The 17174-nt window shown below is 52.3% G+C and carries 14 protein-coding genes; 10 read left to right on the forward strand and 4 right to left on the reverse strand.

Annotated elements, in window-relative coordinates; translation table 11 throughout:
• Positions 1-24 precede the first annotated feature (24 nt).
• Genes kdpC through kdpE form a run of 3 tightly spaced genes read left to right on the forward strand, consistent with a single transcriptional unit; the run spans position 25 to position 4052 of the window.
• Entirely contained in the window at positions 25-615 is a 591-nt protein-coding gene (gene kdpC / locus GA565_RS19180) for a potassium-transporting ATPase subunit KdpC (protein WP_152200141.1), read from the forward strand.
• A 30-nt stretch (positions 616-645) separates the two neighbouring features.
• Positions 646-3366, forward strand: coding sequence for a two-component system sensor histidine kinase KdpD (kdpD, locus tag GA565_RS19185; RefSeq protein WP_152200142.1), 2721 nt, complete (start codon positions 646-648; stop codon positions 3364-3366).
• On the forward strand, positions 3363-4052 hold the full coding sequence (kdpE, locus tag GA565_RS19190) for a two-component system response regulator KdpE (protein ID WP_055777244.1): 690 nt from the start codon (positions 3363-3365) through the stop codon (positions 4050-4052). The genes kdpD and kdpE overlap by 4 nt, the downstream gene beginning before the upstream one ends.
• Before the next feature lie 175 nt (positions 4053-4227).
• On the opposite strand, the gene pgm is transcribed toward kdpE, so the two are convergent.
• Positions 4228-5871, reverse strand: a complete 1644-nt coding sequence (gene pgm / locus GA565_RS19195; RefSeq protein WP_055778224.1) for a phosphoglucomutase (alpha-D-glucose-1,6-bisphosphate-dependent) — start codon at positions 5869-5871, stop codon at positions 4228-4230.
• A 23-nt stretch (positions 5872-5894) separates the two neighbouring features.
• Positions 5895-6431 (reverse strand): replication initiation negative regulator SeqA, encoded by a 537-nt coding sequence (gene seqA, locus GA565_RS19200; protein ID WP_055777238.1) that lies wholly within the window; start codon positions 6429-6431, stop codon positions 5895-5897.
• Between the two features lie 235 nt (positions 6432-6666).
• Here seqA and ybfF point away from each other — a divergent pair, with 235 nt between their 5' ends.
• The 4 genes from ybfF to fur all read left to right on the forward strand — a co-directional run bounded on the left by ybfF (position 6667) and on the right by fur (position 9511).
• On the forward strand, positions 6667-7437 hold the full coding sequence (ybfF, locus tag GA565_RS19205) for an esterase (protein WP_152200144.1): 771 nt from the start codon (positions 6667-6669) through the stop codon (positions 7435-7437).
• Between the two features lie 281 nt (positions 7438-7718).
• The gene (gene ybfE, locus GA565_RS19210; RefSeq protein ID WP_009636864.1) at positions 7719-8000 is read left to right on the forward strand and encodes a LexA regulated protein; all 282 of its coding nucleotides are present in this window, start codon (positions 7719-7721) and stop codon (positions 7998-8000) included.
• A 295-nt stretch (positions 8001-8295) separates the two neighbouring features.
• Positions 8296-8823, forward strand: a complete 528-nt coding sequence (fldA, locus tag GA565_RS19215) for a flavodoxin FldA (RefSeq protein WP_055777231.1) — start codon at positions 8296-8298, stop codon at positions 8821-8823.
• Positions 8824-9064: 241 nt separating this feature from the next.
• Positions 9065-9511 carry a ferric iron uptake transcriptional regulator gene (gene fur / locus GA565_RS19220; protein WP_055777228.1) on the forward strand — a complete coding sequence of 149 codons (447 nt, stop codon included), beginning with the start codon at positions 9065-9067 and terminating at the stop codon, positions 9509-9511.
• Between the two features lie 156 nt (positions 9512-9667).
• On the opposite strand, the gene glnS is transcribed toward fur, so the two are convergent.
• On the reverse strand, positions 9668-11338 hold the full coding sequence (gene glnS / locus GA565_RS19225) for a glutamine--tRNA ligase (protein WP_152200146.1): 1671 nt from the start codon (positions 11336-11338) through the stop codon (positions 9668-9670).
• Between the two features lie 179 nt (positions 11339-11517).
• Positions 11518-13470 (reverse strand): PTS N-acetyl glucosamine transporter subunit IIABC, encoded by a 1953-nt coding sequence (gene nagE / locus GA565_RS19230; RefSeq protein ID WP_152200147.1) that lies wholly within the window; start codon positions 13468-13470, stop codon positions 11518-11520.
• Positions 13471-13853: 383 nt separating this feature from the next.
• Here nagE and nagB point away from each other — a divergent pair, with 383 nt between their 5' ends.
• The 3 genes from nagB (at position 13854) to GA565_RS19245 (ending at position 17154) form a co-directional block, all read left to right on the forward strand.
• The gene (gene nagB / locus GA565_RS19235; protein WP_152200149.1) at positions 13854-14654 is read left to right on the forward strand and encodes a glucosamine-6-phosphate deaminase; all 801 of its coding nucleotides are present in this window, start codon (positions 13854-13856) and stop codon (positions 14652-14654) included.
• Positions 14655-14768: 114 nt separating this feature from the next.
• Positions 14769-15908, forward strand: a complete 1140-nt coding sequence (nagA, locus tag GA565_RS19240; RefSeq protein ID WP_152200151.1) for an N-acetylglucosamine-6-phosphate deacetylase — start codon at positions 14769-14771, stop codon at positions 15906-15908.
• 16 nt (positions 15909-15924) lie between these two features.
• Complete coding sequence (locus GA565_RS19245; RefSeq protein WP_152200152.1) at positions 15925-17154, forward strand: N-acetylglucosamine repressor; 1230 nt, start codon at positions 15925-15927, stop codon at positions 17152-17154.
• The last annotated feature ends 20 nt before the right edge of the window (positions 17155-17174 follow it).

Genomic DNA, 17174 nt, shown 5'->3' on the forward strand with positions numbered 1-17174 from the left:
CTTAAAAGTAAGAAGGAAGTTAAAATGACTACTGCAACTCGTCACAACTATGTTCGCCCATCACTGGTGCTGTTGGGCCTGTTTACCTTGATAACCGGCGTGGCGTATCCAATGCTGACCACCGGACTGTCTGACGTGGTGTTTCGCTCGCAGGCGCAGGGTTCAATCATTTTTGAAGCCGGAAAACCGGTAGGTTCAGCGCTGATTGGACAGAACTTTACCCGCAAAGATTATTTTTGGGGGCGCCCTTCCGCCACCTCGGATAGCGCCTATAATCCGTTGGCGTCCTCCGGCAGCAATCTTGCGGTCAGCAATCCGGCACTGGATAAAGCCGTGGCTGACCATGTGGCGGCACTGCGTGCGGCAAACCCTCAAAGTTCGCCGCAGGTTCCGGTAGACCTAGTCACCGCGTCCGCCAGCGGATTGGATCCACATATTTCAGTGGCAGCCGCGCGCTGGCAGGCACAGCGCGTAGCAGCAGCCAGAAAGCTGCCGCAGGATCAGGTTGATGAATTGATCACACAAAATACCTCCTCACCGCTGTTGAGTTTCATCGGTGACCCGGTAGTTAATGTGCTGCAATTGAACCTGGCACTCGATAAGCTGACTCAATAACCCTTAATTAAACAATAACAGGGCAAACGCATGGTAGATGAAGACGGTCAACGGCCTGATCCCGACAGCCTGTTGGCGCTGGCCAACGAAAAGCCGCGCGGCCAGTTAAAAATCTTCTTCGGCGCCTGTGCTGGCGTAGGTAAAACCTACGCCATGCTGCAGGAGGCGCAGCGGCTTCGCGCCACAGGATTAGACGTGGTTATCGGCGTTGTCGAAACCCACGGTCGCAAAGAGACACAGGCCATGCTGCCTGGGCTCGACATTTTAACCCCTAAACGAATCACCCATCGCGGCAGGCAGGTCACCGAGTTTGACCTCGATGCCGCCCTAGCCCGCCATCCCGGTCTTATCCTGATGGATGAGCTGGCGCACAGCAATGTCATCGGCTCGCGCCATCCAAAACGCTGGCAGGACGTGGAGGAGCTGCTGGATGCCGGCATCGACGTTTTTACCACCGTTAACGTTCAGCACATCGAAAGCCTCAATGACGTGGTCAGCGGCGTAACCGGCATTATTATTCGTGAAACCGTGCCGGATCACATGTTCGATCAGGCCGATGAAGTGGTGCTGGTCGATTTACCGCCCGATGATCTCCGCCAGCGCCTGAAAGAGGGGAAAGTGTATATTCCCGGTCAGGCAGAGCGGGCGATTGAGCACTTCTTTCGCAAGGGCAACCTGATTGCACTGCGCGAGCTTTCACTGCGACGTACCGCCGATCGCGTTGACGACCAAATGCGCGAGTTTCGCGATACCCAGAGCAAGGAGCGCATTTGGCACACTCGCGATGCGCTGCTGCTGTGCGTCGGTCACGGCAGCGGCAACGAGAAACTGGTGCGCGTTGCCGCACGCCTTGCCGCACGTTTAGGCTGTATTTGGCACGCGATATATGTTGAAACGCCTCGTCTGCATCGCCTGCCGGAGGGCCAGCGGCGCAGTATTTTACGCGCCCTGAAGCTGGCGCAGGAGTTGGGGGCAGAAACCGCCACCCTGTCGGACCCAAAAGAAGAACAGGCTATACTGCGCTACACCCGCGAGCATCATTTGGGCAAAGTGGTGATGGGCCGTCGCAATGAACGGCGTTATAAATGGGGCGCGACCATGACCGAACGGCTGGCGAAAATCGGCCCCGAGCTCGACCTCCTGATCGTTAGCCTTGAAGAAACGGCACCGGTCAACCCGCGTAAAGATCTCGACAACCGCACCTTTACCGAGCGCTTCAGCCGCCAGTTGCAAGGCTGCGCAGTCGCGGTGGCGCTTTGCGCGTTCATCACCTTTATTTCGGAGTTTCTTTACCCCTATTTCGATCCCGCTAACCTGATCATGGTCTATCTGCTCGGCGTGGTGATAACCGCGCTGTTCTATGGCCGCTGGCCATCAGTACTGGCAGCGGTGATAAACGTCGCCAGCTTTGATCTGTTTTTGGTACAACCGCGCGGCTCGTTTGCCGTCACCGATGCGCAATATCTACTGACTTTTGCGGTGATGCTTACCGTCGGCATACTGATCGGGAATCTGACCGCCGGGGTTCGTTACCAGGCGCGCATTGCCCGCCATCGCGAAAAGCGGGCGCAGTATCTTTATGAAATGTCGAAAGCATTGAGCAAGGCAATGACGCCTGAAGCCGTGGCGCAAACCGGTCGGCATTTTATTTCGTCCACCCTGCGGGCAAAAACGGCGATGATGTTGCCGCAGTATAATGCCGATGCGGAAGGTACGCTGAACCTGCATCAGGCAGACAGTGAAGCGGGACAAGATATTGCCGTAGACTTGGCCATTGCCCGCTGGAGTTTTGACAAGCAGTCTCCGGCCGGTGCAGGCACTGACACCCTGCCCGGCGTGCCCTATCAACTGCTGCCGCTGGTGGCCTCGGGTAAATCCCTTGGTCTGCTGGCGGTGGAGCCGGCAAATATTCGCCAGTTGATGGTCCCCGAGCAGCAGCGACTGTTGCAAACTTTTACCGTGCTTATCGCCAATGCGCTTGAACGCCTGCATTTGTCGGCGTCGGCAGAGAGGGCGCGCCTGGATACAGAACGCGAAAAGCTACGTAACTCGCTGCTGGCCGCCCTCTCCCACGACCTGAGAACCCCGCTCACGGTGCTGTTTGGCCAGGCTGAAATTCTGACGCTGGATTTGGCCAGCGAAGGGTCGGTTTATGCCCCCCAAGCGAATCAGATCCGCCAGCAGGTGTTAAGTACTACGCGCTTGGTTAATAACCTACTGGACATGGCGCGCATTCAGTCCGGCGGTTTTAATTTGCGTAAAGAGTGGCAGTCAGTAGAGGAGATTATTGGTAGCGCATTGCGCATGCTGGAGCCACTGCTGAGTACGCATGAAGTGATTGTCGACCTGCCGGACGAACTGCTGCTGGTCAACTGCGACGCCAGCCTGATTGAAAGGGTGTTTATCAACCTATTGGAAAATGCCCATAAGTACGCCGGTGTGCAGGCAAAAATCACCCTTAAAGCCCGAGCCAAAGGCGAACTGCTGGAGGTTGATGTCTCAGACAACGGGCCGGGAATTATCGCCGGCGGTGAACGGCGCATCTTCGAAAAATTCTCTCGGGGAAATAAAGAGTCGGCAATTCCCGGTGTGGGCTTGGGTCTCGCCATTTGTCATGCCATTATTGAGGTACACGATGGCAAAATATGGGCGCAAAACAGTCCTCAAGGCGGCGCGACGTTCTGTTTTACGCTGCCTTTGGAGAAACTGCCGTCAATCGATCCCACTGATTTCGAGAGCGAGAACCCGTGAGCATACCCCCCACTCATATTTTGATAGTTGAAGATGAAAAAGAGATCCGACGCTTTGTTCGCACGGCGCTGGAGGGGGAAGGTATGAAAGTGTTTGAGAGCGAAACGCTGCAGCGAGGACTGATTGAAGCCGGTACCCGCAAGCCGGACCTGATTATTCTCGATCTCGGCCTGCCGGACGGTGACGGACTGGACTACATCCGCGATTTGCGTCACTGGAGCAGCATCCCCATTATTGTGCTGTCTGCCCGCACCAGCGAGGAGGACAAAATAGCGGCGTTGGATGCTGGAGCAGATGATTTTCTGACCAAGCCTTTCGGCGTTGGCGAACTGCTGGCGCGCGTGCGCGTCTCGCTGCGTCGTCATGCCGGTGGCCAACAGGAAAGCCCGCTGGTCAGTTTTGCCGATGTGACGGTCGATTTGGTCAATCGGCGCGTGCAGCGCAATAGCGTAGACCTCCATCTCACGCCGATTGAGTTCCGTCTGCTGGCCGAACTGCTGGCAAACAGCGGTAAAGTACTGACTCAACGGCAGTTGCTCAGCCACGTGTGGGGACCCAACTACGTCGAACACAGTCATTACTTACGCATTTATATGGGTCATTTGCGGCAAAAGCTTGAGCAAGACGCGACCCGCCCGCGCCATTTACTGACTGAAACAGGCGTGGGCTATCGCTTTATGCCCTGACAGCGGCAGGTTACTCTCCGCTTTTATCCGCGTGACCTGATCAGGACTGAGATGCCTCTTCAATGGCTTTTATCAGCTCATAGCCGTGGCTAGACTTTATAGCCACCAGCGCCAAGACATAAAAAAAGCGCTGTATAAACAGCGCTTTAATTGAGCATTGAAACACGTTCGGAATTTATTTAGCGTCGGCCAATACTTTGCTGACGATATCCACGGCTTCTTTTTCGATCTTTTCGCGGTGTTCTGCGCCCAGGAAGCTTTCACAGTAGATCTTGTAAGCCTCTTCGGTACCAGAAGGACGTGCCGCGAACCAACCGTTTTTGGTCATCACTTTCAAACCGCCAATAGAAGCCCCGTTGCCAGGCGCTTTAGTTAGACGGTCAGTGATCGGGTCGCCCGCCAGCGTGTCGGCTTTGACCTGCTCTGGGGAGAGCTTGGACAGTGCGGCTTTTTGCGCGTGGGTTGCAGGTGCCTGAATACGGTTATAGCTCGGCGCACCAAAACGCGCGGCCAGTTCATCATAATGCTGCTGCGGGTTTTTACCGGTCACGGCGGTGATTTCTGCCGCCAGCAGGCACATAATGATGCCGTCTTTATCTGTCGACCACGGTGTGCCGTCGAAACGCAGGAACGAGGCACCGGCGCTTTCTTCGCCGCCGAAACCGAAGCTGCCATCAAACAGGCCGTCAACGAACCATTTAAAGCCAACGGGAACTTCAACCAGTTTACGCCCTAAATCGGCCACAACGCGGTCAATCATCGCGCTGGAAACCAGTGTTTTACCGACGGCGACGTCAGCGCCCCACTGTGGACGATGCTGGAACAGATAATTGATAGCAACGGCCAGATAGTGGTTAGGATTCATCAGACCCGCTGGGGTCACAATGCCGTGGCGGTCATAGTCAGGATCGTTGGCAAACGCCAGGGCAAACTTGTCTTTTAGCGCCAGCAGGCCGCCCATTGCAAATTCGGACGAGCAGTCCATGCGGATAACGCCGTCGTGGTCGAGATGCATGAAACGGAAAGTCTGATCGACAGAGTCATTAACCAGCGTCAGGTCCAGCTTGTAATGCTCGGCAATGCGCTTCCAGTACTCGATGCCTGACCCCCCCAGCGGATCAACGCCGAGTTTCAGGCCCGCTTTTTGAATAGCGGCCATGTCAACGATATCGGCCAGACCTTCGACGTACGCCTGCACCAGGTCCTGCTCGCTGAGGTGGCCACTGTGCCAGGCTTTATCGAGCGACTGACGTTTGACGCCTTTCAGACCATCGGCGATCAGCACGTTAGCGCGCTTTTCAATGACTGAGGTCAGGTCGGTATCAGCCGGTCCGCCGTTGGTCGGGTTGTATTTGATCCCGCCGTCTTCCGGTGGATTGTGTGACGGGGTAATCACGATACCGTCGGCCAATGCGCTGGATTTTTTATTATGAGTCAGAATCGCGTGCGAAACCGCCGGAGTCGGGGTGAAGCCGTTGTCTTGCTGCACGATGACGTCGACGCCATTGGCGGTCAGCACTTCAAGTACGGAAATAAATGCCGGTTCAGACAGCGCATGGGTGTCTTTACCCACGTAGCATGGACCCGTGGTGCCCTGCTCTTTGCGCACTTCAGCAATAGCCTGAGCAATCGCTAAAATGTGTGATTCGTTGAAGCTGTGGCGTCCGGCGCTACCGCGATGGCCAGAGGTGCCAAATTTTACCGCATGGGCGCTGTTGGCCGAGTCTGGCTGCAGCACATAGTACTGCGACGTAAGTTGTGCAACGTTAATCAAATCGCTTTGCTGAGCAGGTTGCCCTGCACGGGGGTTGTTAGCCACTGGCATTTCTCCCTAATGCTTTTTTAAAGAGTGCCGCAAACTTTATCGGTCAGTTCGGCTGGGAACTGCATCAACTGCATGATGTGTTCGATCATGCTGCGTTTACGGCCTGTGTTGGTATTGGTAATGACCCAATAAGGTGTACCGGGTACATGCTTTGGCTTGGTATGAATACCGTTTTGCAGCAACGTTTGCTGGTCGCCGGCAAAATATGTGCGAGTACGTCCACGTAAAGTATCAGTCGCAACCGCAAATTCTTTAGGATCAAGCGTATATAAGGTCGTCAGAATTAACATAAAACGGTTCACCGCTTTAGTTTGTTCGGCATACTCATCAGACAGCATGAGTTCACGAACGGCACGCACGCGATCGCGCGGTGTATTAGCGGCTACCGCGGTTTTTTCTGCGGGCGCTGCGCTGGCTGCGGCGGGAGCCTGCACTTCCTGGCCGGCAGAGAATTTCAGCATCCGCCGCAAAATGTCTGATGCACTCTCACCGATATGCTGCGTATGGCTCGCGATATAGCGGTAAAGCTCTTCATCAACCTCAATCGTTTTCATCTTTATCCAGTACTGTTTTTCTACTTAATTTATTCAAAGGATTATACAAATTAAACTGCGCAAACAAAAAGGCGAATTCACCTTAATATTCAAAAAGCAGACAAAACCTCATATCCAACTCTTACCCGGCGCGTGCATTGCTTTATCCCACTCAGGTATCTGAAAGAAAATCTTCCGTGACTCATGATAACCTAATGAGATCCTTACCAGTAATAAATGTCTAACGGACCCTGCGATGAAATTACATTATCGACTGCAACAATCTGAATCTTCTGACACTTCGGCATTGCCTGTTCTGCTTATTCACGGCCTGTTCGGTACGCTGGATAATCTGGGCGTGCTGGCACGTGACCTGAGACAACAGCATAGTGTGCTTCAGGTGGATTTGCGTAATCACGGACTCTCGGACCGCGCCGATGTTATGACCTACCGCGCCATGGCCGAAGATTTACTCGACACGCTTGACGATGTGGGCATCGATAAAGCGCTGGTGATTGGCCACTCTATGGGCGCCAAGGCCGCGATGGCACTGACGGCGGTCGCACCTGACAGAGTTGAAAAGCTGGTCGCTATTGACATGGCCCCGGTTGACTATGCCACGCGCCGTCACGACGAGATTTTTGCCGCACTTAACGCCGTTAGCGCGGCAGGCATTAAAGACCGCACGTCGGCCGCTCAGTGTATGCAGGCCTTTATAAAGGAAGACGGCGTTGCCCAGTTTCTGTTGAAGTCGTTTCAACAGGGCGAATGGCGCTTCAACGTGGCGGTATTGTTAAAGGAATATGCCAATATTATTGGCTGGGCCGACGTACCTGCCTGGCCGCATCCGGCGCTGTTTATTCGCGGCGGACTGTCTAATTACATACAAGACAGTTACCGCGACGCCATTATGCGCCAGTTTCCGCAGGCCAGAGCACACGTTGTCGCGGGCAGCGGACACTGGGTGCATGCCGAGAAGCCGGACGCGGTGCTGCGCGCCATTCATCGCTTCATTGATGAACAATGAATGCGCAACGCTAACTAAAATTTACCTCTACCGCGCGCAACTGTTCAAAAAAACCGCTAATCATAATAACTTAGCGTGTAATTAGGGGCAGTTAGGCGTTGTGGAGGGATATACGCTAGGGTATGATTGCGCGCTGTAATTTTGCCCCTGCGGCGGGTCGGTTATCTCCCGCGTTTGAGGTAAATTGGGTTAGGGTTTATTAGCCCGAAATGTGTTAACCACTTCATCTGAAAAGGGCCTGGCCGCTTTTCGATGTAACTTCCCTAGTTGTACCGCTACCTATGGCAAAAGAACAACTGGATCGCACGACGCTTGATCTGTTCGCAGACGATCGCCGTCCGGGACGTCCAAAAACAAATCCGCTTTCTCGCGATGAACAGCTTAGGATTAACAAGCGTAATCAGCTTCGCCGTGACAAAAACAACGGTTTACGTCGCGTTGAGCTGAAAATTAATGCCGAAGCCGTGGATGCGCTTAATAAGCTGGCGGAACAGCAAAATATCAGTCGCAGCGAGCTGATTGAGCAGATGCTGCTGTCTCATCTGAACAATCAGGAAAGTTAGTCATCGTTTGTGATGCGGGCGGGTAACCCTAGCGGTTATCCGCCGTTGCGTTTCTCCGTCTTTCCGCAAGTGCAAGAACACACAAAGGCGATAACGCTCGCCTGAAATGCCCGTTAGACTGTAGGGCATTAGAATTAGGGTCGTATTAAAACCGTGCTGCATTAATCAGAGTTGGGATGAGAATATGTTCTCAGCCCGTCGAGTTTGCTATTATCTTGCGCAAACTGAATCGCATGCCGCGGACGAAAAAGCAGACTCGATGAGTCTATTGAAGAACAAGAGGTTAGATAAGCTTATGGCAGTAGTAGGTATCTTCTTTGGTTCCGACACCGGAAACACCGAAAACATCGCAAAAATGATCCAGAAGCAGTTGGGTAAAGATGTTGCTGACGTGCAGGACATCGCCAAAAGCAGCAAAGAAGATCTGGAAAAATACGATATTCTGCTGCTTGGCATCCCAACCTGGTACTACGGTGAAGCACAGTGTGACTGGGACGACTTTTTCCCAACGCTGGAAGAGATAGATTTTGAAGGCAAGCTGGTTGCGCTGTTTGGCTGTGGCGATCAGGAAGATTACGCCGAGTACTTCTGTGACGCGATGGGCACCGTTCGCGATATTATCGAACCACGCGGCGCCGTGATTGTTGGCCACTGGTCAACCGAAGGTTACGGTTACGAAGCGTCTAAAGGCATGGCGGATGATACTCACTTCATCGGTCTGGCCATCGACGAAGACCGTCAACCTGAGCTGACAAACGAACGTGTCGACGCTTGGGTTAAGCAAATTAGCGAAGAATTAAGCCTTTCAGAGATAATCGGCTAATCCCACACAAAGGCTAAGGCCCTGAATCGTTGAGGTTAAACGCGAAAGGGCCAAACTATCACTGAAATTAACAATTTAACGTCTACAAAATTGTAACTTTCAGCTGTATCAAGGTACACTTACATTATCTGTTTTTATCGTTTTGGCTTTTTTATCGCCCGTTTGAAGGGTGCGAACGATGTTTGTGAACAGCCCACCGTTTTCATTAACGTGATTAGCATAGTGACAGGACTAAATCCGCATGACTGACAACAACACCGCACTGAAGAAAGCCGGCTTAAAAGTCACGCTTCCGCGCCTGAAAATCCTGGAAGTGTTGCAAGCTCCGGCAGGTCATCACGTCAGTGCGGAAGATTTGTACAAAGAACTGATTGATATGGGCGAAGAGATTGGTCTTGCCACGGTTTACCGTGTTTTGAACCAGTTTGACGACGCCGGCATTGTTACCCGTCACAATTTTGAAGGCGGCAAGTCAGTATTTGAACTGACTCAGCAACATCACCACGACCATTTGATCTGCCTCGACTGCGGCCGCGTTATTGAGTTCCGTGACGAGTATATCGAAGGCCGTCAACGTGAGATTGCCAAGGCACACGGTATTAAACTCACCAACCACAGTCTTTATCTTTACGGCCATTGCGAACTTGGCAACTGCATCGAAGATGAAACTCTGCATGGTAAAGGCTGATATTTTGCCCCAGCGCTGTCGCTGAGGAACAAAAGAGTATTCGCCTATAAAATGACCGCTGAAAAGCGGTTTTTTTATGCCTGGAATTTGATGCGGAAGAGTTGGGGATTAGCGTAGATCCCCCACTCCTGGAGCCGGGGATCTCACGCTTATTGATCAGACGACTGGCTTACTTTCCCAGTTGTCACGCAGCCCGACGGTGCGGTTAAACACCAGGTGCTCGGCACTGGAGTAAGTGCTGTCGGCGCAGAAATACCCTTCACGCTCAAACTGCAGACTCACTGCGGCCTGTGCGTTTGCCATGCTCGGTTCAACAAACCCGTGGGCAATCACCAGAGACTCTGGATTGATAGTGGTCAGAAAGTCTTCTGCCTGAGCCGGGTTAGCGACGCTGAACAGGCGGTCATACAAGCGGAACTCGGCCGGTTTACCTTCGCTCGCAGACACCCAGTGGATCACGCCTTTGACTTTACGGCCGTCGGCAGGGTCTTTACTCAGGGTATCAATGTCATAGCTACAGAAAATAGTGGTGATATTGCCTTCGGCATCTTTCTCGATGCGTTCGGCTTTAATCACGTACGCATTGCGCAAACGCACTTCTTTCCCCAGAACCAGACGCTTGTACTGCTTGTTGGCTTCTTCGCGGAAATCAGCCTGATCGATGAAGATTTCAGCGGTAAATGGCACATCACGCGAGCCCATTTCTGGCTTGCTCGGATGATTTGGCATTTTTACCCACTGAACGGCATCACCGGTAAAGTTCTCAATAATCACTTTAACCGGATTGATCACCGCCATCGCACGCGGCGCGTTTTCGTTGAGGTCGTCACGAATGCAGGACTCCAGCGCGGCCATTTCAACGTTGTTATCCTGCTTGGTCACGCCGATACGACGACAGAACTCGCGAATTGACGCCGAGGTATAACCGCGACGACGCAGGCCGGATACCGTTGGCATACGCGGGTCATCCCAACCTTCTACAATCTTGTCGGTCACCAGCAGGCTCAGCTTGCGCTTGGACATGATGGAATATTCAAGATTCAGGCGTGAGAACTCGTACTGACGCGGATGACAGGCGATGCTGATGTTGTCGAGCACCCAGTCATACAGACGGCGGTTGTCCTGGAACTCCAGCGTACACAGCGAGTGAGTGATCCCTTCCAGCGCATCGGAAATGCAGTGGGTGAAATCGTACATCGGATAGATGCACCACTTAGTGCCGGTCTGATGGTGGTCGGCAAACTTGATGCGATACAGCACCGGATCACGCATCACGAAGAATGGCGACGCCATGTCAATTTTTGCGCGCAAGCACGCGGTGCCCTCGGCAAACTCGCCGTTGCGCATTTTGGCAAACAGGTCGAGGTTCTCTTGCACAGTGCGATCGCGGAACGGGCTATTTTTACCCGGCGCCGTCAGGTTACCGCGATATTCGCGGATCTGATCCGGAGACAGTTCGTCAACGTAGGCCAGGCCTTTTTCAATCAGCTCAACCGCATAGTGGTGCAGTTGATCAAAATAGTCGGAAGAGTAATGAACCTCACCGCTCCACTCGAAACCAAGCCACTGAACGTCTTTTTTAATAGACTCGACGAATTCGATATCTTCTTTCACCGGGTTGGTATCATCAAAACGCAGGTTGCATTGGCCCTGGTAGTCTTGCGCGATGCCAAAGTTCAGGCAGATCGATTTTGCGTGGCCAATGTGCAAATAACCATTTGGCTCAGGCGGGAAACGGGTCACGACAGAAGCGTGTTTTCCCGATGCCAGATCTTCATCAATAATCTGACGGATAAAATTTGTTGGGCGGGCTTCAGCCTCACTCATTGTTCATTTCCTCTACGCGAACGAAAGCTCGAAAGACTAACCGCATATGTTCCAACAAGCCACGCTGGGAAACAACCCTTATGTGCCAAATTTGAATTTTATAATAAAAAAACGGGAAGAGATTGCTCCCTTCCCGCCGCGGCGCTTAACTCACGCCGATATTTTTTAACAATATGACGTTATTTGGACTGGATCTCGTACAGCTTGCTTTCGCCCGCGACCACAGTCTCTCCCGCCAACAGCGCAATGCCTGCGTAATCTTCCATGTTACTGACTACAACCGGGCTTATCATTGAACGCGCATTGCCGTTCAGATAGTCCAGGTCTAGCTCCAGTACCGGCTGACCCACGCTCACCGTTGCACCCTCTTCAACCAGACGGGTAAAGCCTTGACCGTTAAGTGCGACGGTATCGAGTCCGATATGCACCACAACTTCAGCTCCGGATTCGGTTTCCAGACAGAAGGCGTGGTTAGTATTAAAGAATTTAACGATAACGCCGTTTGCCGGAGCAACCACCGTTTTACTCGTCGGGCGAATCGCTAAACCTTCACCTACCGCACCGCTGGCAAAGGCTTCATCAGGCACCTCAGACAAGGCAACAACTTCACCGGTAATCGGCGATATCAACGTTTCAACCACAACCTTTGGCGTATTGGGTACAGCCTGAGGTTTAACGTCTGCCACTGGCGCAGCCGTTGGCGCTGCGGTTGCTGCCGCTATTGGGCCGGTCGCAATCACCGTACGCATTGCAGCAGCAATGCTTTCGGCACGGGTACCGACAATGACCTGTACAGTTTGTTTATTCAGACGGATAACGCCAGACGCCCCCAGACGTTTTGCCAGCACGTCGTTAACCTGTGCAGAGTCTTTAACGTTGAGTCGCAGACGCGTGATACACGCATCGATGCCTTTGAGATTATCAGACCCTCCCAGCGCGCTGACATAGCTTAACGCGAGTTGGCTCATCCCTTCTTCCGTATTGCTGTTGGTGTCCTGAGTGCCCGTCTCTGCAACATCGTCTTCACGTCCCGGCGTTTTCAGATTGAACATGCGAATAATCACAGTGAACAACACGAAGTAGATGATGAAGAAAATCACCCCCATCACCAGCAACATCCATACGTTTTTGCTCGCCGCCGGCAGGTTGTACATCAACGCATAGTCGATTGCGCCCGCCGAGAAGGAAAACCCAGCGTGGATGCCAAGCGCCGTTGCGATGTACAGGCTTATCCCGGTCAACACGGCGTGGATTAGATACAGCAACGGAGCCAGGAACATGAACAGGAATTCAAGGGGCTCGGTAACACCGGTCAGAAACGCAGTCAGTGCCACCGACATCAGCATACCGCCGACCAATGGACGACGCTCTTTAGGGGCAGCGAAGTACATAGCAAACGCCGCGCCCGGCAAGCCAAACATCATGATCGGGAAGAAGCCGGACATAAACATCCCTGCGGTGCCGTCACCCGCATAGAAACGGTTGATGTCGCCGTGGAACACTGCGCCTGCCGCGTTGGTGAAGTCACCAATCTGGAACCATGCAATGGTGTTAAGAACCTGATGCAGACCCGTAGGGATAAGCAAACGGTTAACGAAGCCGAAGATGCCTGCACCGAATGCGCCAGCGCCCACGATCCACTCGCCACCGGCGCGGATAGCATCCTGAACAGGCGGCCATACGTAACCAAAGATAGCGGCCAGAATCAGACAGAAAAATCCGGTTGCGATAGGAACAAAACGTCTGCCGCCGAAGAAACTGAGGAAGTCAGGCAGTTTGATATCAGACCAGCGGTTGTAAACCATACCGCCAACCAGACCGGTGATAATGCCCGCCAACACACCCATATTTATCGCTGGGTTGATGGTAATCATCGCCTTAGTCAGAATGAAATAACCAATACCGCCTGCCAGGGCTGCAGCACCGGCACTGTCTTTTGACCAGCTTGATGCCACACCAATGGCGAAGATCAATGCGAGGTTATCGAAAACACCGCCACCGGCCTGTGCGATGAACGGCATATTGAGAAGGTCAGGCTGACCGAAACGCAGCAGGAGTGCGGCGACCGGCAGTACGGCTATCGGCAGCTGAAGCGCTCTGCCTAAACGCTGAAAGAATCCAAGTATATTCAATTTTTCCCCCTATTCGCCCTCGGGCGAATCACCAAAGTAGTTTAATTAGTATGTTGTACTACCTGTTTTAAAACGGCTTAAAACCTGACTCACCAACGTCATACTGCGGAGTGTAAAAAAATTAATTCGTATCGCAAATTAAAACCTCATTATTTGTGATTTTTATCACCAAAAAGTGGTCTTAACAAGCCATAATGCTAGTCAACACCCAAAACTTATTTTATCATTAAAAAAATCTAGGCGGCACGATGCCAATCGTCAGTATTCGTCACCGCGCTTTTAATTCAATGCGGGCCGCGCGTAAAACGTTTAAATTCTTTACCCAGCGCCAAGGCGAAGGGTATACCCAGTATATTCGGTTCTAAAAACTTAAGAGGTGTACGATGAGACTTATTCCACTGAATACTCCAGCAGAAGTCGGCAAATGGGCTGCGCGTCATATTGTTCAACGTATTAATGCGTTTAAACCTACTGCCGATCGTCCATTTGTTCTCGGTCTGCCAACCGGCGGCACCCCTCTCGAAGCTTACAAACATCTTGTTGCTATGCATAAAGCGGGCCAGGTTAGCTTCGAAAACGTGGTAACCTTCAACATGGATGAATATGTTGGACTGCCGCAGGAACATCCGGAAAGCTATCATACCTTCATGCACCGTAATTTCTTTGACCACGTTGATATTAAAAAGGAAAACATTAACCTTTTAAACGGTAATGCCCCAGACGTTGACGAAGAATGCCGCCAGTACGAAGCAAAAATTAAGTCTTACGGCAAAATAAACCTGTTCATGGGCGGCGTTGGCAACGACGGGCACATCGCTTTCAATGAACCGGCCTCCTCACTGGCTTCGCGCACCCGCATTAAAACGCTGACCCACGACACTCGAATCGCTAACTCGCGCTTCTTCGACAACGATGTTTCTCAGGTACCTAAATTTGCCCTGACCGTTGGCGTGGGTACGCTGCTTGATGCTGAAGAAGTGATGATTCTGGTTATCGGCCACGCCAAAGCGCAGGCGCTTGCAGCGGCAGTCGAAGGAAATATCAATCATATGTGGACCATTAGCTGCCTGCAGTTGCATGCTAAAGCCGTCGTCGTATGTGACGAGCCGTCCACCATGGAATTAAAAGTAAAAACGGTTAAATATTTCACCGAGCTTGAAGCAGAAAACGTGAAAGGCCTGTAATTTTTGGATTTTTTAAATCGAATAACGTATTTCCCCTGAGTCATTGACGTCGCAACGAGACCATTAACAGCGTGGCGGCGTCAAACAAGCACGACGGGGAAAGGAGGGGAAGAGATGTTTGCACTGATTAACGGTCGGATATATACCGGCCATGATATTCTGGATAATCACGCGGTGGTGATTGCTGACGGGCTCATTGACCGAGTTTGTCCGGTTGAAGACCTTCCGGCAAACATAGAAACGCGCAGTCTGGAAGGCGCATTCCTTGCCCCGGGATTCATCGACCTGCAGCTTAACGGCTGTGGCGGCGTGCAGTTCAACGATTCGCTGGAAGCCATTTGTGTCGAAACGCTTGAAATCATGCAGAAGGCCAATGAAAAATCCGGCTGCACCAGCTATCTGCCGACCTTAATAACCAGCAGCGACGCGTTCATGAAGCACGGTATTCAGATCATGCGCGACTATTTGGCTAAATATCCGAACCAGGCGCTGGGTCTTCATCTTGAAGGCCCTTACCTGAGCCTCGAGAAAAAAGGGACGCATAATCCGGCGTTTATACGCAAACCCGATGCAGCCATGATCGACTTCATCTGCGCCAACGCCGACGTAGTGACCAAAGTCACGCTGGCGCCAGAGCAGGTTGAGAACCACTTTATTCGCCAGCTTACCGATGCGGGTATTATCGTTTCTGCCGGTCACTCCAACTCGAGCTACGAGCAGGCGCGTGAAGGTTTTGCCGCCGGTATTACCTTTGCTACTCACTTATATAATGCCATGCCGCCGATTTCAGGTCGTCAACCTGGGTTGATGGGCGCGATTTTTGATACTGCAGAAGTCTATACCGGTATTATCGTTGACGGGCATCACGTTGCCTGGCCGAGTATCCGTAACGCCAAGAAACTTAAGGGTGACAAGCTGGTATTGGTGACCGATGCCACAGCGCCAGCGGGTGCCGACATTGAAGAGTTCATTTTTGCTGGTAAAACAATATACTATCGAGATGGGCTTTGTGTGGATGAAAACGGCACCCTCAGCGGTTCTGCGCTGACGATGATCCAGGCGGTACAAAACAGCGTTGAGCACGTCGGGATTGCACTCGACGAGGCGATTCGCATGGCGACCCTTTACGCGGCGCGTGCTATTGGCGTTGAAAAAACGCTGGGCAGCATCGAAGCGGGTAAAGTGGCCAACCTCACCGCTTTCACTCACGACTTCAAAATAACAAAAACGCTCGTCAACGGTGACGAGGTGTAATCGCAGAGAGTAATGAATGAACACAGGCGGGCAGGCACAAATCGGTAACGTTGATCTGGTTAAGCAGTTAAACGGCGCTGCCGTTTATCGCCTGATTGACCAGCAAGGGCCTATTTCTCGAATTCAAATCGCAGAACTTAGCCAGCTTGCACCCGCCAGTGTGACCAAGATTTCTCGCCAACTGCTGGAACGAGGTCTGATTAAAGAGGTCGACCAACAAGCATCGACCGGCGGACGGCGCGCGATTTCCATCATTACTGAAACGCGGCCGTTTCAAACCGTGGCGGTTCGTTTGGGCCGCAACGACGCCACCCTCACCCTTTACGACCTGAGCGCCAAACCTCTGGCTGAACAACATTATCCCCTGCCTGAACGCACGCAGGAGACGTTGGAAAACGCGCTGGTTTCTGCCATATCCCAATTTATTGAACTTAACCAACGCAAAATCCGCGAACTGATCGCCATTTCGGTGATCCTTCCCGGCCTGGTTGATCCCGTAAAAGGCGTCGTGCGCTACATGCCGCACATCAGCGTTCACAACTGGAAATTGGTCGATATTCTTGAAGCAAAATTCAAAGTTACCAGCTTTGTAGGCCACGATATTCGCAGTCTGGCGCTGGCTGAGCACTACTTTGGTGCAACCCGCGACTGTCAGGACTCCATTTTGGTTCGTTTACACCGCGGCACCGGTGCAGGCATTCTGGTAAACGGCCAAATATTCCTTGGCAGTAACGGCAACGTCGGTGAAATTGGGCATATTCAGGTCGATCCGCTGGGCGAACGCTGCCACTGCGGTAATTTTGGCTGCCTTGAAACCATCGCGGCTAATTCAGCGATTGAAAACCGCGTGCGCAACCTGCTCACGCAGGGTTATGCCAGTAAACTGTCGCTGGATGACTGCTCCATCGGCGCAATTTGCAAAGCGGCAAACCGCGGTGACCAACTCGCCTGTGAAGTCATTGAGTACGTCGGACGTCATCTTGGTAAAAGCATTGCTATTGCCATTAACCTGTTTAATCCGCAGAAAGTGGTGATAGCAGGTGAGATAACCGAGGCTGAGAAAGTGCTGCTTCCGGCGCTGCAAAGCTGCATAAATACTCAGGTATTGAAAGATTTTCGTCGAAACCTGCCTATCGTGACCTCTGAACTGAATCATCGTTCAGCCATTGGTGCTTTTGCTCTGGTCAAGCGGGCAATGCTCAACGGCGTGCTGCTACAGCGCCTGTTGGAAAGCTCAGCTCATTAGGCTTAAAAGATTTAATTCGA

It is taken from the genome of Rouxiella sp. S1S-2, from assembly GCF_009208105.1.
GTDB lineage: Bacteria > Pseudomonadota > Gammaproteobacteria > Enterobacterales > Enterobacteriaceae > Rouxiella.

What these genes read in the sequence shown, in the direction of transcription:
- kdpC (WP_152200141.1), top strand. Translation starts at nt 25, where the DNA reads ATGACTACTGCAACTCGTCACAACTATGTTCGCCCATCACTGGTGCTG.
- kdpD (WP_152200142.1), top strand. Translation starts at nt 646, where the DNA reads ATGGTAGATGAAGACGGTCAACGGCCTGATCCCGACAGCCTGTTGGCG.
- seqA (WP_055777238.1), bottom strand. Translation starts at nt 6,431, where the DNA reads ATGAAAACGATTGAGGTTGATGAAGAGCTTTACCGCTATATCGCGAGC.
- ybfF (WP_152200144.1), top strand. Translation starts at nt 6,667, where the DNA reads ATGAAATTACATTATCGACTGCAACAATCTGAATCTTCTGACACTTCG.
- ybfE (WP_009636864.1), top strand. Translation starts at nt 7,719, where the DNA reads ATGGCAAAAGAACAACTGGATCGCACGACGCTTGATCTGTTCGCAGAC.
- fldA (WP_055777231.1), top strand. Translation starts at nt 8,296, where the DNA reads ATGGCAGTAGTAGGTATCTTCTTTGGTTCCGACACCGGAAACACCGAA.
- fur (WP_055777228.1), top strand. Translation starts at nt 9,065, where the DNA reads ATGACTGACAACAACACCGCACTGAAGAAAGCCGGCTTAAAAGTCACG.
- glnS (WP_152200146.1), bottom strand. Translation starts at nt 11,338, where the DNA reads ATGAGTGAGGCTGAAGCCCGCCCAACAAATTTTATCCGTCAGATTATT.
- nagB (WP_152200149.1), top strand. Translation starts at nt 13,854, where the DNA reads ATGAGACTTATTCCACTGAATACTCCAGCAGAAGTCGGCAAATGGGCT.
- nagA (WP_152200151.1), top strand. Translation starts at nt 14,769, where the DNA reads ATGTTTGCACTGATTAACGGTCGGATATATACCGGCCATGATATTCTG.
- GA565_RS19245 (WP_152200152.1), top strand. Translation starts at nt 15,925, where the DNA reads ATGAACACAGGCGGGCAGGCACAAATCGGTAACGTTGATCTGGTTAAG.